This window comes from Thermostichus sp. OS-CIW-26, assembly GCF_054058395.1.
Genome location: NZ_JBSSAG010000045.1, coordinates 1 through 20,587, shown reverse-complemented (window position 1 = coordinate 20,587; position 20,587 = coordinate 1). Strand labels below are relative to the sequence as shown.

Annotated in this window: 19 protein-coding genes, 1 tRNA gene and 1 pseudogene; 11 read left to right on the top strand and 10 right to left on the bottom strand. The window is 56.2% G+C overall.

Annotated features, from left to right (window positions below):
• Nucleotides 1–378: 378 nt before the first annotated feature.
• The 4 genes from ACVW0C_RS13145 to pxcA all read left to right on the top strand — a co-directional run bounded on the left by ACVW0C_RS13145 (nucleotide 379) and on the right by pxcA (nucleotide 4,197).
• Nucleotides 379–735 (top strand): ferredoxin-thioredoxin reductase catalytic domain-containing protein, encoded by a 357-nt coding sequence (locus ACVW0C_RS13145; RefSeq protein WP_011432451.1) that lies wholly within the window; start codon nucleotides 379–381, stop codon nucleotides 733–735.
• A gap of 104 nt (nucleotides 736–839) precedes the next feature.
• Nucleotides 840–956: a photosystem II reaction center X protein gene (locus ACVW0C_RS13140; protein ID WP_011432450.1), complete on the top strand. Its 117-nt coding sequence runs from the start codon at nucleotides 840–842 to the stop codon at nucleotides 954–956.
• 256 nt (nucleotides 957–1,212) lie between these two features.
• Nucleotides 1,213–2,616, top strand: a complete 1,404-nt coding sequence (locus tag ACVW0C_RS13135) for a glycosyltransferase (protein ID WP_457385824.1) — start codon at nucleotides 1,213–1,215, stop codon at nucleotides 2,614–2,616.
• 198 nt (nucleotides 2,617–2,814) lie between these two features.
• Nucleotides 2,815–4,197 carry a proton extrusion protein PcxA gene (gene pxcA, locus ACVW0C_RS13130; RefSeq protein ID WP_457385822.1) on the top strand — a complete coding sequence of 461 codons (1,383 nt, stop codon included), beginning with the start codon at nucleotides 2,815–2,817 and terminating at the stop codon, nucleotides 4,195–4,197.
• 163 nt (nucleotides 4,198–4,360) lie between these two features.
• Here pxcA and ACVW0C_RS13125 read toward each other — a convergent pair whose 3' ends face one another.
• Nucleotides 4,361–4,951, bottom strand: a complete 591-nt coding sequence (locus tag ACVW0C_RS13125) for a DUF721 domain-containing protein (RefSeq protein ID WP_457385820.1) — start codon at nucleotides 4,949–4,951, stop codon at nucleotides 4,361–4,363.
• A gap of 33 nt (nucleotides 4,952–4,984) precedes the next feature.
• Entirely contained in the window at nucleotides 4,985–6,829 is a 1,845-nt protein-coding gene (locus ACVW0C_RS13120; protein ID WP_457385818.1) for a mechanosensitive ion channel family protein, read from the bottom strand.
• On the opposite strand from ACVW0C_RS13120, the gene ACVW0C_RS13115 reads away from it, so the two are divergent.
• Nucleotides 6,811–6,942: a hypothetical protein gene (locus ACVW0C_RS13115; protein WP_414343450.1), complete on the top strand. Its 132-nt coding sequence runs from the start codon at nucleotides 6,811–6,813 to the stop codon at nucleotides 6,940–6,942. The genes ACVW0C_RS13120 and ACVW0C_RS13115 overlap by 19 nt on opposite strands.
• Here ACVW0C_RS13115 and uvrB read toward each other — a convergent pair.
• Together uvrB and ACVW0C_RS13105 are read right to left on the bottom strand one after the other, a co-directional pair.
• Complete coding sequence (gene uvrB / locus ACVW0C_RS13110) at nucleotides 6,939–9,026, bottom strand: excinuclease ABC subunit UvrB (protein WP_457385817.1); 2,088 nt, start codon at nucleotides 9,024–9,026, stop codon at nucleotides 6,939–6,941. The genes ACVW0C_RS13115 and uvrB overlap by 4 nt on opposite strands.
• 21 nt (nucleotides 9,027–9,047) lie before the next feature.
• The gene (locus ACVW0C_RS13105) at nucleotides 9,048–9,218 is read right to left on the bottom strand and encodes a hypothetical protein (protein WP_457385815.1); all 171 of its coding nucleotides are present in this window, start codon (nucleotides 9,216–9,218) and stop codon (nucleotides 9,048–9,050) included.
• Nucleotides 9,219–9,339: 121 nt separating this feature from the next.
• Between ACVW0C_RS13105 and ACVW0C_RS13100 the strand changes: the two genes are divergently transcribed.
• Nucleotides 9,340–11,172, top strand: coding sequence for a DUF3352 domain-containing protein (locus ACVW0C_RS13100; protein WP_457385814.1), 1,833 nt, complete (start codon nucleotides 9,340–9,342; stop codon nucleotides 11,170–11,172).
• 3 nt (nucleotides 11,173–11,175) lie between these two features.
• Here ACVW0C_RS13100 and ACVW0C_RS13095 read toward each other — a convergent pair whose 3' ends face one another.
• Nucleotides 11,176–11,619 (bottom strand): ATP-binding protein, encoded by a 444-nt coding sequence (locus tag ACVW0C_RS13095; protein WP_414328951.1) that lies wholly within the window; start codon nucleotides 11,617–11,619, stop codon nucleotides 11,176–11,178.
• A 141-nt stretch (nucleotides 11,620–11,760) separates the two neighbouring features.
• Here ACVW0C_RS13095 and petP point away from each other — a divergent pair, with 141 nt between their 5' ends.
• From petP to ACVW0C_RS13070, 5 genes are all read left to right on the top strand, one after another.
• Nucleotides 11,761–11,958 (top strand): cytochrome b6f subunit PetP, encoded by a 198-nt coding sequence (gene petP / locus ACVW0C_RS13090; RefSeq protein ID WP_041436278.1) that lies wholly within the window; start codon nucleotides 11,761–11,763, stop codon nucleotides 11,956–11,958.
• 37 nt (nucleotides 11,959–11,995) lie between these two features.
• Nucleotides 11,996–12,325: an HU family DNA-binding protein gene (locus ACVW0C_RS13085; RefSeq protein WP_457385813.1), complete on the top strand. Its 330-nt coding sequence runs from the start codon at nucleotides 11,996–11,998 to the stop codon at nucleotides 12,323–12,325.
• Between the two features lie 12 nt (nucleotides 12,326–12,337).
• The gene (locus tag ACVW0C_RS13080) at nucleotides 12,338–13,798 is read left to right on the top strand and encodes a DASH family cryptochrome (RefSeq protein WP_457385812.1); all 1,461 of its coding nucleotides are present in this window, start codon (nucleotides 12,338–12,340) and stop codon (nucleotides 13,796–13,798) included.
• Nucleotides 13,799–13,897: 99 nt separating this feature from the next.
• A tRNA-Met gene (locus tag ACVW0C_RS13075) sits at nucleotides 13,898–13,969 on the top strand.
• Between the two features lie 133 nt (nucleotides 13,970–14,102).
• The gene (locus tag ACVW0C_RS13070) at nucleotides 14,103–15,032 is read left to right on the top strand and encodes a restriction endonuclease (RefSeq protein ID WP_457385810.1); all 930 of its coding nucleotides are present in this window, start codon (nucleotides 14,103–14,105) and stop codon (nucleotides 15,030–15,032) included.
• 123 nt (nucleotides 15,033–15,155) lie between these two features.
• Here ACVW0C_RS13070 and ACVW0C_RS13065 read toward each other — a convergent pair whose 3' ends face one another.
• The 5 genes and pseudogenes from ACVW0C_RS13065 to ACVW0C_RS13045 all read right to left on the bottom strand — a co-directional run.
• Complete coding sequence (locus ACVW0C_RS13065) at nucleotides 15,156–15,599, bottom strand: DUF29 domain-containing protein (RefSeq protein ID WP_457385809.1); 444 nt, start codon at nucleotides 15,597–15,599, stop codon at nucleotides 15,156–15,158.
• Nucleotides 15,600–16,087: 488 nt separating this feature from the next.
• Complete coding sequence (locus tag ACVW0C_RS13060) at nucleotides 16,088–16,738, bottom strand: Rho termination factor (RefSeq protein WP_414407019.1); 651 nt, start codon at nucleotides 16,736–16,738, stop codon at nucleotides 16,088–16,090.
• A complete protein-coding gene (locus ACVW0C_RS13055; protein ID WP_457385807.1) occupies nucleotides 16,731–18,083 on the bottom strand; it encodes an AAA family ATPase in 1,353 nt (450 codons plus the stop codon). Before ACVW0C_RS13055 ends, ACVW0C_RS13060 begins: the two co-directional genes overlap by 8 nt.
• Nucleotides 18,084–18,139: 56 nt before the next feature.
• Entirely contained in the window at nucleotides 18,140–20,347 is a 2,208-nt protein-coding gene (locus tag ACVW0C_RS13050; RefSeq protein ID WP_457385805.1) for a phosphoketolase family protein, read from the bottom strand.
• Nucleotides 20,348–20,419: 72 nt separating this feature from the next.
• Nucleotides 20,420–20,587, bottom strand: a pseudogene (locus ACVW0C_RS13045) (RNA-guided endonuclease TnpB family protein); the annotation flags it as partial.

The following is a 20,587-nucleotide window of genomic DNA, read 5'->3' as shown; positions in this document are numbered from 1 at the left end:
GTCGGAAGCAGGAACCCGCCGAGACGACTGCGCAAGGAGCCATCCATGCGTAGCGTGGTAGGAATCTCCGGCCTTCAGGCCGGGGAGGATGTCAAGGTATTCTGTAGAGTACGCCAAGGCTGGCTCTTGCTACGGCCCCTAGATGTTGCCTTGTGTAACAGCAAGGGCATAATCTTTTGTCCTGCCTAGAGGTCTGCTGTACAACGAAGAGCGAGATACAGCTTTTCTCGACGTTGTGGGAGGTCTGTGGAGTTATCTGTGGAGTTAATAGAATCCCGGCCCCCTACACGTCTGTACTGGCTTCGGGAGGCGTCGTCGGAAAAAGCTGTGAACCCCATTGCTAGCAACAGCCGGTTAGTTCCACTTTTGGGAATCGTCATGGAAAGTCGTGGTTACAAAAAGTCCTCACAGAAGAGCTTTGAGTTGATGCGGCATTTCGCAGAAACCTACGCCAAACGCTCCGAGACCTTTTTCTGCTCGGATCCATCAATTACGACGGCGGTGATCGAAGGCTTGGCTCTGCACAAAGAGCAATTGGGCGCCCCGCTGTGTCCCTGTCGTTTTTATGAAGACAAAGAGGCAGAAGCAAAAGCAGGCTATTGGAATTGCCCCTGTGTACCCATGCGGGAGCGAAAGGAATGTCACTGTATGCTGTTCTTAACGCCGGATAACCCCTTTGCCGGCAAGAGCCAAACCCTAGAGGAGGTGCCCCTGGAATACCAAACTACCAAATGACAGCGCCCGGCAGGGACAAAGGCAGGCTTTGGAAGGGTGACAGGGCTCGGTATAATCGAAAAGCCGTTGGGCAATGGTTATTTGCACGAGGAGGAAACGCTTTTATGACTCCCTCACTTGCTAACTTCCTCTGGAGCTTGGTGGCTGGTGCAGTTGTGCTGGGGGCTCTCTTTGGTGCCATCATCTTTGTCAGCCAAAGGGATAAAGTGCGTCGTCGCTGAGATCCCCGCTCGTTGGCACTTGCCCGCCAATGCTTCCCTTTTCCCTGTACTGCTATCGCTGGGTGGGGAGAGACTGGGGTGGCAAGATGTGGCTGCGGTACGCAATCGCTGGAGGGCTTCGCCCCTGTTGTCGGGGATCCAGCTGGGTTGGGTGACCAACAGATTGAGATCTAAGGTGCTTGAAGCCGTTGTTGCAAACGATCACACCTTATGATCGAAGACTATCCAGCGATACCCTAGGGATCCCTTGCCAGCGTTGACCCACCCCTTGTATTACTGGCGGCAAAAAAACCGCTACTACCACGAGGATCTGGAGCGGCTGCATCGCTTTTTTGTCCCTGCCGGTTTGCGCATCTTGGAGATTGGTTCCGGCACGGGATCCCTGCTCAATGCCTTGCAGCCCAGCTTCGGGGTGGGGATCGACCGGGATGCGGACATTGTTGCCCAAGCTCAGGCAGAGTTTCCCCATCTCCATTTCCGGGTGCAAGATGCCCACACGCTGGACAAAGGGGATCCCGTCTTGGCGGAGCCTTTTGATGTGATCTTGCTCGTCAATACCCTGGGCTACCTGGCCGACATCCAGCAGGTTCTCCAGCAGTTGCGCCGCTTCTGTACCCCAAGCACCCGCCTGATCCTCTCCCACCACAACCCGCTCTGGGAGCCGATTCTGGGCTTGGCAACCGCTCTGAAGCAACGGATGCCTCTGCCGGCAGCCAACTGGTTATCGGCAGCCGATGTGGCCAACCTGCTGCACTTGGCAGGATACGAGGTCATTCAGCAGGGCAAGCGGCTGTTGTTGCCGCGGCGGATCCCACTCCTTTCCACCGTGATCAACCGGGTGATTGCCCCATTGCCCGGGATCAACGCCCTCTGCCTGACAGAGTACACGATCGCTCGCCTGCAACCCGACCCGGCTTGGGATCCCCCCCCTGAGCAGCAGCCTTCCTGCACCGTGGTGATTCCGGCTCGGAATGAAGCGGGCAACATCCGCCGCTGCGTGGAACATTTGCCCGAGATGGGATCCCGCACCGAGATCATTTTTGTGGAGGGGCATTCCAGCGACGGGACTTGGGCCGAGATCCAGCGGGTACAGGCGGAATACCAAGGGATCCGCAATATCCGGGCTCTACGGCAGGAGGGCAAGGGCAAGGGGGATGCGGTGCGCAAGGGGCTAGCCGCCGCTACAGGGGATGTGTTGATCATCCTCGACGCCGATTTGACCGTACAGGCAGAGGACCTGCCCAAGTTTTTCCGGGCTGTGGCTTCCGGGCGATGTGATTTTGCCAATGGTTGTCGCCTTATCTATCCCCTGAAACCAGAGGCAATGCCTCGGCTAAACCAATGGGCCAATCGTTTTTTTGCCGCTCTCCTCTCCTACATTCTCGGCATCCGCATCAAAGATTCCCTCTGTGGCACCAAGGCCCTGTGGCGGGAGGATTACCAGCAGATTGCCAAGCTGTGCCAAGAGTGGGGGGATTTCGACCCGTTTGGAGATTTTGACCTGTTGCTGGGATCCGCCAAGCGCACCCTGAAGATCCTGGATATCCCCGTGCGCTATTTCCCCAGAACCTATGGTCGCTCCAACATTCACCATGTGCGAGAGGGGCTGCGGCTGCTGCAGATCTGTGGCTTTGCCCTCAAGCGCTTTAAGGGATACTGAAGTTTGCTCTGACCCAAAGGTGCCGGTCTGTACTTCTGTCGAGGCAGGGCCAGTCTCTGCAAGTACTTCTCCACCGTTGGGATTCCCGCCTAGGCACCCAGGACTCGTTACAATAACAGGACTCGTTACAATAATTAGTCAATCGGATCACTGTAATGTGTGGATCGGCCCCCATGGGGAGTGCCACGGGAACGAGCAATGGGAGAATCCGTATTGAGCAGGCTGGGCCAATGGATCTCGAATACCCCCCTGCGCTCCCTCGACCAAGCTTATGAGGCTGCCCTGCGCATTAAAGCCATTGAGGATCAATACTTCCAGGGAGGGTCCATTGGCAGCAATGGGCAACACGGCCAGAATGTCAGCCGCTACTTTCAGATTCAACTGCGCCGGCAGCTGCGCCAGATCGATCTGCGTTTGGCAGAGTTCAGAGCCAGCAGCGCCTTTTCTCGCCTGCCGGATCCCGAGCAAAATGGCAGCGGCCCTACTTCTGCCCAAGATAAAGCTCAACAACTCCATGCCGCTGAGGCCAATGTTTCTGAAAGCAGCAGCGAAAACTCCGAGAATGGTTGCCAAAGACGAGATCTTTCCATTTTGGAGAAACTGCAGTTTATCGATCAGGTGACTTCTCGATACAAACGCCCGACCAGAAAATCCCAGCCCATCTCTGCTTCAATTTCCACTTCACCTGAGCCTCTCGAACGGCCAGAACAACCTACCTCAACCCAACCCAGTTCTCCTGATGTCTCTGTCAAGGCAGGCTCCGGCAATGGCGCTGCCCCGGTCGCTTCCAAAGCTGCGATTCTGCCCCGTTCTATTCTGCGCACAGCCAGCCAAATCCGCCGTGAGCTGAGTTCCCAGGCCGAGGAGGAACTGATCCAGGAGTATCGCGAGGCTCGCACTCGCACACTGGTATCGATTCGTTTTCTGTTGTTGTTGGCCATTTTGCCTCTGCTCACCCAGATCCTCTCGAAAAACTTTCTGTTTGGGCCATTGGTAGATCACTTGCAACAACGGGAGCCTGCCATTGTGGCTCTGAGTCACGAATTTCAAGAAAAAGCCCTGACAGAGTTCGAGTTTTTCAAGGAAAGAATAGAATTTGAGCGAGCTTTGCACCATCAATCTCCAGAGTGGGATCTGGAATCAGCAGATCAACTGTCCATGAAGGCAGAGGAACTGCTGAAAAAATATAGCCGTAGGAACTCGGAAGGCTTGAAGAATATCCTTGCTGATTTGCTTTCGCTGCTGGTGTTTGGCTGGCTTATCTTTGTTGGGCGTGAGGAAATCGAAGTCCTCAAGTCTTTTTTGGATCGTCTGATCTACGGCCTCAGCGACAGTGCCAAGGCTTTCATTATCATTCTTTTTACCGATGTGTTTGTCGGTTATCACTCTCCCCACGGTTGGGAGGTGCTGCTGGGTAATTTGGCTGCCCATTTGGGGGTACCGGAGAATCGCGATTTTATCTACGGCTTTATTGCTACTTTTCCGGTTTTTCTGGATACACTTTTTAAGTATTGGATCTTCCGCTATTTAAACCGTGTATCGCCGTCTTCAGTAGCCACCTATCGGGCTATGAACGATTAAGGGTTCGCAGTTGCATTTCAAACTGGGTTGAGACGCTTCCCAAGCGCTCCTTGCCGCTGACGTAACCATCCACAACCTCTCTCAGAGGAAGAAAGAAGTTGGGGATCGACCTGACGAATCGTTTGATTGCCATTTGAAGCAACCGTAATTCGAGTTTCCTGAGTTAGCTGGGCGGGCGCAAGGATTGTCGATGGCAGAACCCGCAGACAAACCAACGCTCCAATTCGGCGGCAGGGGTAGGACAGCGGCAGGCGGGGCAAGGGAACAGGTTCTCCTGGGTTTGTTGTTGCTTCACCACTCTGGCCCAGCGCTCGAAAGCCACTTTCGGGTCGGAGGTGGGCTGTTTTGGATTGGGGCTGCGACAGGATCCAGGGCGTTGTCCATCTTGGTCTGCTAGGCGGGGAGCGCCACAAAACTTGCTGGTCAGCTCCGCATCAGGGTGGGGGGTGGCTTGGCTGGATCCCTTGTGCCAGGCACCAGAGCTGAAGCGGATATCGCTGAGGGGAGATTGTAGCCGGCTGTTGAGTTTCCTGAGAATGATCTGGCGTTGCAAGGTTAAGTTTTGTGCCCAGGCCGGGGTAGAGGTGGCCACCTGCAGCACCTGTCGGCGCAGGCTGAGAGGATAGGTTTGGGCGGCTACGGCCTCTCCGACGAGTTCGGGCCAGAGCTGCCGCAGGGTTTGCATTTGCTTCAGTTCAGCCCAACGGGGATGGCTGCCAAAGCTTCCCAGTACCTCATCTAACCGCTGCAACATGGTGTCGATAGGGTGTCAATGGCAGGCAATAGCTTAGGAAACACCATTTTGGTCTTCCGGCGATTGAGCCGCTTCTTTGAGGGCAGAGTGAATGGAGTCGGTATCGGGCAAAGAAGGGGATCCGCCATTTTGACTGAGGGGGGCAAATCCCTCTAGGCTGCGGATATGAATATCTTGTTGCGGGAAGGGGATGCGGATCCCACGTCGCCGAAACTCAGCCTCGATTAGGAAGTTTAGCTCGCTGATCAAGACAAACTGATCTTGAGGACGGTTGATCCACACCAGCAGCTCAAAGTTAAGTGCAGAAGGGCCAAAGGACTTGAGCCAGACTTGGGGGGCAGGGCTGCTCAACACCCGAGCATTTTCTTTGGCTGCGCTGAGCAGAGCTTCGGTAACCAAGGCGGTATCGGAGCCGTAGGCCACGCCGACCGGAATGTGGATGCGACAGCGGGGATCCCGGTAGCTCCAGTTCACCACCTTTGATTCGGTAAAGCGGGAGTTGGGCACGATCACAAAGATGCGATCCAGGGTGCGCAAGACGGTAGCCCGTGGCCCAATGCGCTCCACCGTGCCGAGCAAGTTGTCCACTTCCACCAGATCCCCGATTTGGATGGGGCGCTCCAGCAAAATGGCAATGTAGCTGATGTAGTTGTTGGAGAGGTTTTGCAAACCAAAGCCGATCCCCAAACCCACCGCCCCGGCAATAACCGCCAAGGAGCCCAGATTAAGGCCGCTGAAGGGCAAGACCAGAAGGATGCCGAACAGGGTCAGGATGTACTTGAAGATGGCCGCCGAAGACTCTTGGGTGCCCAGATCCAGCCCCAGGCGTGCCAAAAAGCGCTGCTTGAAGCCAACACTGACGTAGTGGGCGCCGGTGAAAACCAAGATGGAGAGGACGAGGAAGACCAGCAAGCTGGCAATCGAAACGCTGGAGTTGGGCAGAGGCTGGGTGAGAACGCCCAGAGCCGTGGCAACCACACGACCCAGGCCCAGGTAAAAGGAGCGCTGAAAAGGTCGCAGGGCAGGGATGAAGCTGATGCCGCGATCCAGCGAGATGCCGGCGATGAGGATTGCCCCCACGCCCCGCAGCAGCATCCCACCCACATCAATCCAGGTGCCCCAGGTCTCTCCGGCCTTAAGCTCCAACCAGCGTTGCAAGCGGGTTAGGCTGCGGTCGAACAGCCGCCAGAGAAAGAACCCCACCACCAGGGTGGCGATCCCTGCCAGGAGGGTCAGAACCAGCACGCGCGGATCCTGGGCCCGCTGCAGAGCCAGCAGATCTTCGCGGTAATCGGCAATCGCTTGCTCCAACCGCCGCGCCCAACTGTTAGCCACCAGACGCACGTCATTCAGGTTCACCTGACCCGGTGCCACCCTGCGCTCTGCGGCAGCATCGGCATAGGTGACGGTAAACAAATACCGTTGGGTGGCCTCAAAGCGGCCTCTTTCCCCCAGGCGTAAGATGTATTGCCCATTGGCATCCTGGGCCACCCGTACCTCTGGCTCCGGCAACTGGCCTTCTTCCAGAAAGCGCTCGATGATCGCCCGAACGTTGTCGGCCCGCACATCGCTGGGGTAGTCTGCCGTCTGCAGGCGGAACACCGGGATGTTCCCCACCAACACCTCTGTGCCCTCTTGGCCGGTCAAAGGGATCCCGACTGGGCTGGGAGCCGGAGCAGGGGATCCCTCAGGAGTTGGCGCTTCAGCCGGTGTGGGTCGGGGATCGGCCAGGAAAAAGTTGGGATCCCGAAATTCAAGGGCTTGAGCCAAGGGGATCCCTGAGGAGGCAGAGGCGACGGCAGGGGTGAGCCAGAGACCTATCCCCACCGTCAGCCCAACCCAAAGAGCTGCTCGCTTAAGTGGGACGGAGTCCTGCATGGCCGGTTTGGTACGAACGCCTATCGATCAATTGGGGATCCCTGGTGCTGCCCCGCAAGCTCATGGTGGCACAAGCCGACCTCAATTTTGGCCGATCTGAGCAAGGATTTTAGGTGCCTTGAGAATGGCCCAGAAGGCGTTGACGCAGCTTTTTGATTCTATCTCGCAGCTCGGCGGCTTCCTCAAATTCTAGGTTTTTGGCGGCCTCTTTCATCTTCAGTTCCAGTTGGCCGATCAGCTCTGGAATCTCGGAGAGAGGAATCTCCTGCGCAGCTTGAAAGGCTTTTTCCAGATCTGGGTCGTTAAGTTTGCGGGAGATGGCCAAAAAAGACAAGATGGCATTGCTGTTTTTCTTGACAATGGGCTTGGGCGCGATGTTGTGTTGGCGGTTGTATTGCAATTGAATCTCGCGGCGACGCTGGGTTTCGGCAATGGCCCGGGCCATGCTGCCGGTCATGGTGTCGGCGTACATCACCACCGTTCCACGGACATTCCGCGCTGCCCTCCCAATCATCTGAATCAGGGAGCGCTCTGCTCGCAAAAACCCTTCTTTGTCAGCATCCAAAATGGCCACCAAGGAGACTTCCGGCAGGTCTAACCCTTCCCGCAGCAAGTTAACTCCTACCAACACGTCAAAGGCCCCTTCTCGAAAGTCTTGTAGGATTTCAATTCGCTCAATCGAGGTGATCTCGGAATGCAAATAGCGAACTCGGATCCCTCGCTCCTGGAGATATTCTGTGAGATCTTCTGCCATCCGTTTGGTGAGGGTGGTCACGATCACCCGTTCGGCAGATCCCTGCTGAGAGCGCTCCAATCGCAAATAAATTTCTCCCAGCAAATCGTCCACTTGCCCAGCCGTAGGGCGCACATGCACCTCGGGATCCACCACCCCAGTGGGCCGAATCACCTGTTCGATAACCCGACCGCTGCCCTGCACATAAAACTTCAAGGTCTTGCCATCTTCCACCCGGGTTTCAAATTGGGCCTCGCTCTGCTCCAGTTCCCAGTTGCCGGGGGTAGCCGAAACAAAGATACACTGATGAACCTTGGCCCAAAATTCTTCGGCTTTGAGGGGGCGATTGTCGAGGGCGCTGGGCAGGCGAAAACCGTGATCCACCAGCACCTGCTTGCGGGCACGGTCGCCATTATACATGCCGCGAATTTGGGGCACGGTCACGTGGGATTCATCCACCACCAGCAGCCAATCGTTGGCCTTGAAATAATCCACCAAGCAGGCGGGGGGCTCTCCTGCTTTGCGCCCTGTTAAATGTCTGGAGTAGTTTTCGATCCCGTTGCAATAGCCCACCTCTCGCAGCATTTCTAGGTCGTAGCGGGTGCGCTGTTCCAGCCGTTGGGCTTCCAGGAGCTTGCCTTCTTTGCGAAAGAGGGCCAATTGCTCTTCCAGTTCTTGCTCGATATTGAGGATCGCCCGCTCCAATTGTGCTTCCGGCGTTACAAAGTGCCGAGCAGGATAAACTCTGAGGGCGCTGAGGCTGTTCAAAATCTCACCTGTAACCGGATCAATTAAGCGAATGGCCTCGATCTCATCGCCAAAAAATTCGATGCGAATGACCCGATCCTCATAGGCCGGCACAATTTCCAGCACATCCCCTTTGAGGCGAAATCGCCCCCGCACCAGCTCCAGGTCATTGCGCTCGTACTGGATGCTGGCCAGATCCCGCAGGACATCCCGTTGGTTAATCTCCTGGCCGACTTTGAAGGGGATGGAAGCCTTCAGGTATTCTTCTGGCATGCCCAGACCATAGATGCAGCTCACCGAGGCCACCACAATCACATCCCGCCGTTCAAACAAGGAGCGGGTAGCCGAGTGCCGCAGCATATCGATTTCATCGTTGATGGAAGAAGATTTGGCAATGTATGTATCGGTGCTGGGAACATAGGCTTCCGGTTGATAGTAGTCGTAATAGCTGATGAAGTATTCAACGGCATTATTGGGAAACAGCTCTCGTAGCTCATTGCACAGTTGTGCCGCCAGCGTCTTATTGTGGGCCATCACCAAGGTGGGCCTGCCGATTTGCTGGATGGTGTGGGCGATGGTAAATGTTTTGCCGGTTCCGGTTGCCCCCAGCAAGGTTTGGAAACGATGGCCTTCTGAAATTGACTTCACCAAACCGGCAATTGCCTTAGGTTGATCTCCGGTGGGTTGATAGGGAGAAACCAGTTGAAACTCTGACATGGGTTTGGTTTTCCGATGGGCTTAGATGGCCGCCGGGCTGGTCAGGGCAGGGCTGATCTGCGCGTTGGACGCACACAGGGGCGCATTTGGAATGGTAGTGCGGATCACAAAGGCTTGTAGGGTGCCTCTAAGCTTGACCGCCTGCTCAGCAGTGGGCTCCAGCTTGCGCACCAGGATGAGCCTCTGTTCCATGGTAAGGTTTTATCATGCATGACTGAGGGCAGCTCTTCTTCCTGGGCCTGTTCATGCCAGTGATGTGAAGCATTAGGGCCTGGGTACACGCGCTACGTCTCCCTCGGTGAAGAGATGAGATATGGGACGACGGCAACTCTTGCGCGGGATCCTAATCGGGTTGGGTCTTCTGGCCGCCATGGTGGTGTGGGTTGTCGTATGGCTGCTCACCCGCAGTCCGGTGGCTTTGTTGCTGGCCCACCCGGAGCTGCCGCCAATTGTGGGTTTGGCCCCTCGCTCCGCACAAGCGCTGCTGGTGTTGGCTGTTCCCCTGGACGAGGTGCAAGCGTTTTGGCAAGCGGCAACTCCTGCCCCCCAGCGACGCGCTGCCCGTCAGCAGTGGCAAAAGTTTTTCTCCCCTGAAGGCCCAGGCTGGCTGGGATCCTTGCTGGCCGGGGGATCCCTTGATTTCGAGCGGGAGGTGCGGCCCTGGCTGGGGAGGAGCACCCTCTTGGCCAGTTTGCCGGAGTGGGGCACCTTGGTTGCCCTAGAAACGCGGGATGCGGCAGTCTCTCAATTTGAGCTGAACCTGTTGTGGGAACGGCAGAGCTTGGCCGGGAGGCCGGTGCAGGTAGACACTTACAAGGGCATTCAGGTGGTGTCTAGCCCGATTCCGGGCCTGCAGGGGTTCTCGGCAGCCGTTTTCGGCGAGCAATACGTGTTGTTGGCGGAGCAGTCTGCTGCCATTCGGGCTGCAATCGATGCTTGGCAGTTGCCGCAGTTGTCTCTGGTGGCTCAGCCTCTGTTTCAGCAGGTCATCCAGCCCTTGCGGGAGGCGCATGTGGGTTGGGCCTTCTGGCAAAATCCAGAGGCGGTTTCTTCAGATGGGCTGACGTTGCAGGCGGTAGGGCTGGGGTTGGGGGTAAACTTCCGCGGCTTGGTGGCCGAAAGTGCTGCCCTCTGGCATGCGCCCGCTGGCTTCTCCTTGCCGGCGGCAGAAGCCTTTCGCCCGCAGATCCTTCAACATCTGCCGGATAAAACCTTGGCGCTGATTTCCGGAGAGAATCTGGTCTCAGTTTGGCAGAGCCTGGGGCAGATCCAGCCCCTAAATTCCCTGGGGTTGCGGGTGGATCCCGGCCAGTGGCTGCAGCGCTTGCAATCTCAGGTGGCGCTGGACTGGCAGCGTCTGTTGCCGGAACGGGGAGAGTTTGCCTTTGCCCTTTTGCCCGGCGACGGGGATCCAGCCTGGCTGTGGGTCGGTAAGCTGCCGGATGAGTCGGTCGCGACAGCGGGACGGAGTCCTTATTTCGACTTGGATGAGCGGGCACGCGCCCAAGGCTGGCAGGTAATCTCTCTGGCAACGAAGCGCGGCACCGCCACTGCCTGGGCCCAACCGACCACTCCTGCGGGGGAGACGGAGTCCTTGCCGTCAGAACCCCCGCCGGTGGCGACAGCGGGACGGAGTCCTTACCGCTCTATCCATCGACCGGAGATCCCTGTGTTGGCAGGCGAGCTGCTGGAAGTCAGTGGGAAAGGAGGATCCGCGTCATTGCAGGCGGCAGAGGCTCTCCCCCAGTCGCGTCAGCGGCGCGGAGCGCTAACGCTGCCAGGGATCCCGCTGCCGGCACAGGTGTATCATGCCGATCGCAAAGGCTATTCCTACCTGGCCTCTTCTTTGGGGGCTCTGGAGACGGCCCTCGCGGATCCCCCCTTGAGTGCAAATCGCGCCTGGCGCAAGTTGGTGGCTTCCCTGCCCCACCGCAATTTGGGCTATGGCTATGGATCCCTGGGGTTGCTCTTGGAAAGCGAGCTGCCCGACCCGGTCGCGTCAGCGGCGCGGAGCGCTAAGGGATCCCGCTGGTCATCCACGCGCTTTGCCTTCGCCACCACAGCCCTAGCGGTTTCTGAAGCTCCCTACCCCGATCGGGGCTGCCAGATTACCCAAATGGGCAAGCTGTTTTGGGAGTGGTATTGAGGGTCAGACTATCCAGGGATCCCGGCAGTTGGGGTGGATGTACTTGGCCAGATAGACCTGGTTGCCCATTTCATTCCACTCCACAAAGTCGAAGATTTGGGTGAGCAGCAGCATTCCTCGGCCCGACTCTTCGGTTTCCAAGATGTTATGTTGGCATCGGTGGAGCTTCTCTTGGGGACAAAAGCCGGGCCCTTGATCTCGCACCAGCCATTGGTAAAAGGGCTCCGAGCTGGCGTACTCGATGATCACCTTCTTGTTGGGGTCGAGGCCGTTGCCGTGGCGGACGGCATTGATGATTGCTTCCTGTAGGCCCAAACGTATTTCCGCTCTCCAGGCAGGAGGGACTTTTGAGATCAAGAGATCGAGGACAGGCTGAGTGTAGAGGGTGGAGGGAAAGCTGATAACGCTCCAGGAGCAGTGGGCGGGTTTGAGGGAAAGGGCAATCACGGAGGCAGTCTTCCCTGGGGCACGGCACTCTGACCCCATTCTAGCAATCCCATCGGGGTCAACCCCAGCAGAGGTGCGGCAGGAGCTCGGCAAGGGGACTTTTGCCGTACCATCTTGAGTGGTAAGTCTCTTCGCGGTTTTATGGCGATCAAGGTTGGAAATAAGGTCAAAGTTCGCTCTGTCCAGGATCGCGGACAAGAAAACCTCAGCGCTCTGGTGGGCAAAGAGGCTGTGGTGCTGGCACGGCGTGTGGTCGATGGCAGCGGTGTCGGCTACATTCTGGAGTTTCCCGATCGCTCTCGACATTGGTTTTTCGAGAGTGAACTGGAGGTGCTCTAAGCCCCTGTCTGTGTTCTGTTGTCTAGAGGGTCGGTTGGTGGCTTCTCCTCCTCATTTGACTCGCCGTTTGCTGGCCCGCCAGATGGCCGCGCAGGTGGATGGCCTGACCGTGGAAATGGCTGCTGCTGCTCTGGAGGCTATGCTGGACAGCATTAGCCAATGCCTGGCCCAGGGGGGATCCGTGCGGCTGGCTCGCTTTGGCACGTTCTCGCTGCGCCATCGTCCCGCCCGGCAAACCTATCATCCGCGCACCAAGGCCCCTGTTCACATCCCGGCTGCCAATGTGCCTCATTTTGTTCCCAGCCCTGAGCTGGGGCGTCCAGCTGGGGTTCGGGTGTCCAAGTCTGAGTCTGCGGGATCCGTGTAGGGTAGCTGCAGAATGACCGTCCTGCTGTGGTTTCGCACCGACTTGCGCCTGCTGGATCACCAGCCGCTGACGCGGGCCTGCCAACAGGGATCCCCTTTGATCCCCTTGTATTGCTTGGATCCCCGCCAGTTCGGCGAGACTTCCCTTGGGCTCCGCCCCAGAACCGGCCCTTTCCGCGGTCAGTTTTTGCTGGAGAGTTTGGCAGATCTGCGGCAGCAGTTGCGGTCGCGCGGCTCGGATTTGGTGATCCGCCAGGGACAGCCGGAACACGTGATCCCCACCTTGGCACAGGAGTGGGGGGTCGAGGCGGTCTATGCCCATGAAGAGGTGGGCACCGAGGAGAAGGAGGTGGCGGCTGCTGTTGAGCGGGCTTTGCGGTCTCTGGGGATCCGGCTGCAGGTTGATTGGGGCCATACCCTCTATCACCCTGAGGATCTCCCCTTTTGTCTCTCGCAACTGCCAGAGCTGTTCACCCGCTTTCGAAAGCAAGTCGAGGGGAGCACCCCCATCCGGGATCCCTTGCCCATTCCCTCGATCCCCCCCCTGCCATCGGGTTTGGATCCCGGCCCTCTGCCCACCCTGGCCTCGCTGGGGCTATCCCCACCTGCCGGGGATCCACGGGCCCGCTTCACCTACCTTGGCGGCAGCACCGCTGCCCATGCCCGCCTGCAAACCTACTTTTGGGATCTGGATCGGCTGCGCATCTACAAAGAAACCCGCAACGGCATGTTGGATCCCGACGATAGCTCCCGGCTTTCTGCTTGGTTGGCGCTGGGCTGCATCTCGGCCCGCACCGTCTATGCCGAGGTCAAGCGTTACGAGCAGGAGCGGGTGCGCAATGAGTCCACCTACTGGCTGGTGTTTGAGCTGCTGTGGCGGGATTATTTTCGGTTTATCTTGGCCAAGCACGGCGCTAAACTGTTCCGTCCCTCTGGGATCCAAGGGATCCCTATCCCTTGGCAGCAGGATTGGCCGCGCTTTCAGGCTTGGTGTCGGGGTGAGACGGGCTACCCCTTGGTGGATGCCAACATGCGGGAGCTGGCGGCTACCGGATTTATGTCCAACCGGGGACGGCAGAATGTGGCCAGCTTTTTGACCAAGAACCTGGGCATCGACTGGCGCATGGGCGCTGAGTGGTTTGAGTCGCTGCTCATCGACTACGACGTGGCCAGCAACTACGGCAATTGGAACTACACCGCCGGCGTAGGGAACGATGCCCGCGGCTTCCGCTACTTCCACATCCCCAAACAATCTCGCGAGTACGATCCCAAAGGAGACTATCTGCGCCACTGGTTGCCGGAATTGGCCGGGATCCCGGGGGATAAAATCCACGAGCCCTATCGCCTCACTGCTGCCGAGCAGAAGCAATTTGGAGTCCGATTGGGGGTGGACTACCCTCGCCCACTGGTGGATTTGGAGAAGTCTCTCGCGGCCAACCGACGGGTTTACGAAGCTGCCCTGGCCTGCCGATAGGCATTGCCTTGTCTGGGGCTTCTTCCCGAGAGGGGGCTGAGGGGATTTTCTGAGGCGCAGTTCCGGCCCAAGAGTGCTATTCTAGTTAAGCACTATCCTGGCTCAGTAGCTCAGCGGTAGAGCAGGGGACTCATAAGCCCTTGGTCGCGTGTTCAAATCACGCCTGAGCCATCCACGTCAAACTTTTTTCGGAGGTTTCCGAGCCTGACAGATACCCTAGCTGGCTTGCAGCAGAGGGTTGGCGTAAAGTTATGGGTGGAACCTACTTCGGTTTGGGATCCCTGTTTACACATCGGTTCTACAGATGGCCGTTCCGGATTATCAGAGCTTGATGTTGCCACTTCTTCAGTTTGCAGCCCGCAAAGGCACTGAAATATCAACCAGCGAGGCTGTTGAAGCTCTAGCAAAGGAACTGGGCCTCACAGAGGACGATCTCAGGGAGATGCTGCCGAGCGGTGTACAGCCAACCTTTGTCAATCGCGTCGGCTGGGCTGCAACTTATATGAAAAAGGCAGGGCTGCTGGAAACAACGCGCAGAGGATTCTACCAAATTACTGACCGCGGAAGAGATCTTCTTGAAAAACAGCCCAAAACCATCAATGTAGAGTTACTCAGGCAATATCCTGAGTTCATGGAATTTGAGAAGCCTAAAGGTACAAGAAGCAGCAACAAGGCAAGCAAACAAAAAGCTTTATCAGAGACTTCGGCAGCGACACCATTAGAGCAGTTAGAAGCTGCTTATGAAAATCTCCGTGACAAACTGGCTGACGAATTGCTTGCCAAGCTAAAGAAAGTATCGCCCGCCTTCTTCGAAAAGGTTGTTGTGGAGCTGCTGGTCAAAATGGGCTATGGAGGCTCACGGGCAGATGCGGGCAAAGCAATTGGCAAGAGTGGCGATGGTGGAATTGATGGGATCATCAAAGAGGACAAACTCGGTCTTGATGTTGTGTATATTCAGGCAAAGCGTTGGGATAGCAATCCGGTAGGTCGTCCTGATGTCATGCAGTTTGTGGGTGCTTTACAGGCTCAAAGAGCAAACAAGGGTATTTTTATCACTACCTCCAGGTTTACTGAAGACGCTAGCAGCTACGTTTCGCAGATCGGCAGTAAGATTGTTTTGATTGACGGCGAACAACTAACAAATCTAATGATTGAGCACGACGTTGGCGTATCTACAGTTTCGTTGTACCCAGTCAAGAAAGTTGATAGTGATTATTTTGAAGAGAGCATCTGACAACCGCATCAGCTCAGACCGTCAATTGGCCACAGCGAAATTGTCATTTGCCTAGGTGGAATGTTAACTATGAAAACGCCCAACTGAAAGAGGGAGATACGCTATGAGGGAAAGACGAGATCCTCACTGGGGGCTCTCCTGCTCGGGGTAAAAGTTGGGATCCATCACCTGATCCAATGTGTAGGGACACTGGGCAGGCAGATCGTCCAGAGATAGAGGCGTTTCTTTAGCCACCAGCAGGACGCTCTTTTGATAAGCTTTATTCATTGCTTCAACCAGATAAGACTTAAGGCTGGGATTATCCGCAATTAACTCCTGCACCTCTTGCCGCTGTTCGATAATTGTGGCTATCCTACTTTTGCTTCGTTGTTGAGGCTGAAACTGCCACTTTAGCAGATGGCCCACCAGGATCCCTAGCCGATTCACCAATTCGCGGCGTTCTTGCCTGCCCAAAGTCTCAATCTCCTCCACCAAGTTGGGAATATCCAATCGATCCCACTGCCCCGATCTCAGCAGTGCGGCTTGCTCTTGCGTCCAGGCATAAAAGTCGCAGTCGTAAAGCGCCATAATCCATTCCTAGCAGGACACTGGCCAAAGATAAGTCAATCCTACCGGTTCCAGCCGTTGAGCTTCGACCTCATAAGTTTATCGAGTCCTCAAACTCTGTAGCTACAAAGCCTCGGATCTGTGGCAGCGTTGGATCCCAATGGGGCCTGACCCTGAACAATATGAGGTTTCAACAGGTCTGGAGCGCTTGATCACGGCCCAGGATCCAGGCAATAAGGGGGGGATCCCTGTGGTCAAGATAATACCGGACGGTTTGGGTCAGGTCGATCTCCAAGATGCTGGTGATCATCCTGTGCATGAGCTCCAGATGGATCCGGTCGTCCTAGGTAAGCAGAGCATACCTGCCATGGAGGCTGTTGTTGAGAGCGGCCAAGGCTGTTTGGGTGGCAGTAGCCATTCAAAGGGAGGCTTGAGGCAGGCATCCCACAGCAAGCGGAGTCGGGCCTCGGTGATGTGGAGAGGAGAATATGTTTTTGAAGGGATCCCTTTCAGCTCTCTCCCTCTGTTTTTTTCCGCGAGCGAGTTGAGGTCGCTTTCTTCGCGCCAGCGGATGCCGCAGATCTCTTGGATGATTTCTTCAGAGTAGGGGGCAACGCTGTAGGAGTTACGAAAAATACTTCCGATAGGGCATCCAGTTTTTTGCCTCGCGTAATTTTGCACCCAAGCTTGGTTATGGGGGTTAAGTCCTGCCACCAACTTCTATCCGCCTCTGCAATCCGGGCAGCTGCAATGGTTACATCGACTCCCTTGAGGGGACTGCTGGGTTGCTCGGCTAGGTATCTTAGCGCAGCCAAGATAGTCTCTCTCGATGTATTGGTCAAATTTACCTTCGGAACAATTTCTTTGGCGAGAATCTGGGCCTGCTTAACCTGCTCTGGATCAGGATCGACAACGATACACCATAGCCTTTCCAGTCCCGCTTCTTGAGCAACTGCATAGACAAAATGGTTACCAATGGCCTTGTACTGATAGTCGCCAGCCTCGACCACCAGCAGAGGAACCCAGTTGTGTCCTCCTGTCGCCCTTAGCTGATCTGCGGCTGCGGCAACAAGGAAGGAGGGAGCAGAAAACCCATCGGCGGGCGTAATGCTCTCAAGGGGTAAGTTAACCAACCTACCTAGATCTGAAAACTCACTCATCGATAAAGTACTCACGGGCAAGACTCTGGTAGTATTCTAAAACTCTCCTGTCCCTAAAGACGGCAGGAGTTCGAGCAAAGCTTGCAGAGGATATCACTGCATAGTCAGGTATCCTAAAAATGCTTTTGTTTTCATTACCTCTCTTAAAATGCGGCCAGAAATATGGACGTAGATCTACACTTTTCTCCTGGTCGATAAGCTTACCTATCTCTTCGTTAGCTAGTTTAATAGTAGTGTATTCACGTCCCGAAGGGACACCGTTGAAAAAGGTAGGCAAAGCAATAGGGCCACCATCCTGTCGTGACTTAGCAGTTTCTGGAACAAAGCTGGTGATTACTCTAGCAGCATTATTCAGGGAAGACAGATCGTCGGGGCGGGTAGGTATCAAAATAACATCGGCAGCAAAAACACCACTTTGGCTGAAGTAAAGCCATTGAGTTGGGCAGTCGACTAGGATGTAGTCATACTCATTGCGAAGAGGGGCAATCAGATCGCGAAGGCGCCGAGTTCCCTTCTGGATATATGCTACCGCCTGGCTATCAGTTAACGTTTCCAGTTCAGGGTCTCTTGGGATGATGTCAAAGATGGAAACTATACTCTGTTTGCCTTGTCTAACTGTCTTGAGTCTGTATGTTTGGACAACGGAATGAACATCTATTTTGGGATCCTTTAAGCACTGCGTCAGTGTAATTTTTCCAGGAGTAACTCCCAAGCTTCTTGTCAGATCACCCTGAGAATCAAAGTCAACAACTAAGACCTTTTTTCCCTTGGTTTTTAGTGCTGCCGCAAGGTTAATGATCGTCGTTGTTTTGCCTACGCCCCCTTTATTGTTATACACGCATACAGTCAGAGCGCGCTCATAGTTTTCTATCTTGTCTCGCAAGTTACGCACTATGCTCTCAATGTTATCTGAGCTAATATCAAGGTTTGCTGTAGCGGGGTGAACGACTTTTCCGTGCTTCCTCCAAAGCTGGATGTTATTTGCATTGGTGATAATTCCCCATTTTGCAGATTTGCAGTTCTTGGCAAGCAAGTAACTTTCTATCTGACAAACTGCATCTCTATAGCAAGATCCTTCTCTGAGATTAACTGCTCTAGATTTTGCCTCCAAAAGCAAGTAGGGATTCTTCGGGGATCTAAGGAAAATATCTTCAGGATCTCCGTTCTTTCTTGCTGCGAGATCGACCTGGCCGCAACCTGTCTCGAATTCATCTCTAATTTCCGAGTCGTCAAAGCCAAGTGCCTGCAGGAGAGGAACAGCAAAGTGTTGGACAACAACTCGCTCTACCCTCTCGGTGGGAGATATCCTCTCAAGCTTCTCTCGGAGAGAGCTAGCCGCAGTCATAGGAAAAAATAGGAAAAAATAAGGTGGACAATGCTAACCAAGCTAAAAGCTCGCCCTCAGCATAGCAGTTGCTTGGCTCGTTCTGCTAGTGCTTGGGCTGTCAGGCCGTTGTAGTCCATCAATTCGGCGGGGGTGGCGGTGGTTTCCCCGCGTTTCCAGGCAAAAATGTCGCGCGGGCCAGTGTAGCGCAGTGTCAGAGGCTCCAACATCAGGCTGGATCCGCCTGTTACGCCGATGAGGGCCTCGCCGGCAAACCAAGCGGCAAATTCTTGGTCGGACATGAATTCCCCATCTGGCTGGGCACAGGTGGACCAAGCCACGTCGCCGGGGCGATACAGACGGCGGGGGTTAATCACCGAGACGATTTTGCAGCCGATCCCTTGGGCTTGGAGCTGTTCAGCCGCCTCGAACACGGGCAGGAGAATCATATCCCCCACCACGGCAAAGACGACGGTGCGGGATCCAGGAAGTTCCTGAAGGACGATGCAGCCCTGCTCTACTGCTTGGCGGGCTTGTTCGAGGGTGGTGCGGATGGGCAGGGGGGTTTTGCTGGCGATGATAGGGATCCCTTTGTTGCAGGTGGATAGGGCCCATTCGTAGGCAGCTTGGGCACAGTTGGCATCCGGCGGGAAGAGGGGAAAGATGTTGCCGTTGCGCATCATGGCTGCCAGGTAGGCCTCAATTTCCGGGCGTTGGTGGGTCCAGCCGTTACGCCCCTGTTCCAAAGCGCCGGCAGTGAAGAGGGCAATGGCCGAGGGGGTGGGTCGGCGTAGCTCTGCCATGGCTTGGGTTACCGTCTGCCAGATGGGTAGGCCGTTGACGGCAAAGGACTCGTAGGAGCACCACAGGGAGCGTCCGCCGAAGAGGGCTAGGCCCGCCGTCAGTCCTGCGCAGGCATCTTCGCTCAGGGGCTCATAGACTTGTCCTTGGGGCTGTTGGTTGTATAAGGGATCCACCGTGGGGTGAATCACCTTGAGACCTTGGTTCACATTGGCGATGCCGGAAGCTTCGTTGCCGTCGGCATTGGCCACCAAAAAGTCGGGATCCTTCTGCCCCACCTGCACCACCAGGGATCCGATGGCCGTGGTGGAAACCTGCTTGTCCCCCAGGGGAAACTCCGTCAGGTTCAGGGATCCCAAAGGCGGCAAAGGCCGAACGAACTCTGTAACCGCCACCTTGGCGGCTGGCCCCCCGGCTGCCCGTTGGCAGTTTTGTCGCACCAGGGCCCAAGCTGCCGGATGTAAGGCCCGCGCCCGCAGAGCCGCCACAATGTCCGGGTGATCCAGAGTGTGGTGGCCGTAGAGGTTGTGGGACTTGGATCCCTTGGCATGTACCCCAGCCCCCTTCAGTTGCTTGAGGATGAAAACCGTTAATTGTCCGCTCAGGGCTGATTGGATGGCTCGCTCCATTTCGATCAGCACCCTTTGGGCAAAGGCAAGGCGGGCTTCTAGGGAAAACTGAGTGCTGTCGACGTAAGGGCCAGGCTGTTGGGCATCGTCAAAGTCCTTGGCATCCACCAACACCACTTCCTCAAAGCCGTTGCCCCGCCAATACTCGATCATCTGGGCGTTGCTGGCGGTGGAGATCATGCTGTGGTGTTCTTGGCTGTAGCCGTTCCAGACCAGCACCGGCAGGAAGTTGGTGCGCTGGGGGAAAGCGGTGTGAAAGTGAATCATGGAGCTCATCACATAGGGCTCTCCCAGGCCGCCATCCCCAATCGTGACCGGGAAGAGGCGATCCGGGTAGAGTAATGCCCCCGCCATGGCAAAGTGCTGCCCCTGCCCCAGCGGCCCAGCCGGCGCCAGCAGTCCGGGAATGTAGCCAGAGAGGTGACCCAACAGCCCTTCCCGTTCTCGAAAACGGGCCCGCAGGTCGGCGACGGTGTGGATGCCCATCTCGGCCAGGGATCCATCCAAGAACATGGCCGCGTAAAAGCCCGGCGCGTGGTGCCCAACTTCGGTGGGGATGTTCTTCTGGCCCAGGTACACCAGAGCTGCATAGGCTTCTGCTTGGCTGGCAAATCCGCCCGGATGGCCTGAGGCTTTGCTGGCGGTCATTTGCAGGGTGAGGTAGCGCAAGGCATCGGCATAGAGCAAGGTTTGGTAGGCGGCCATGCGACTGCCGGGATCCCTCAGTTTCCCGGTGCCGGCATCCACTGCGGGCGCCTGGCCCAGGCGGTCGAATTCTGGCCAAGGATCCCCGAAGTACTGGATCCCTTCGCAAAAGGCGGGGACTTGGGCAGTTGCCTCCTGAGCCAGTGTCATCGGTTCAGCCTCACGCTTGTTGGGTTATTCACACTCACTGTAAACCCGATAACGCTTTTTGGATGTTGTAAACTACCCAACCCTGACTGCTTCGCAGTACAGGGCGGGCTTTCGGTAGCCCTGCAGTTGGCAAGCCAACCACGAGCCTCTAGGCTGGTTTACGACAGCCCCCAAAAGCGCAATCACATTCGCACCATTCAAATCCGCATCCCCTTCCCATCCACAGTGTCCACACTTAAA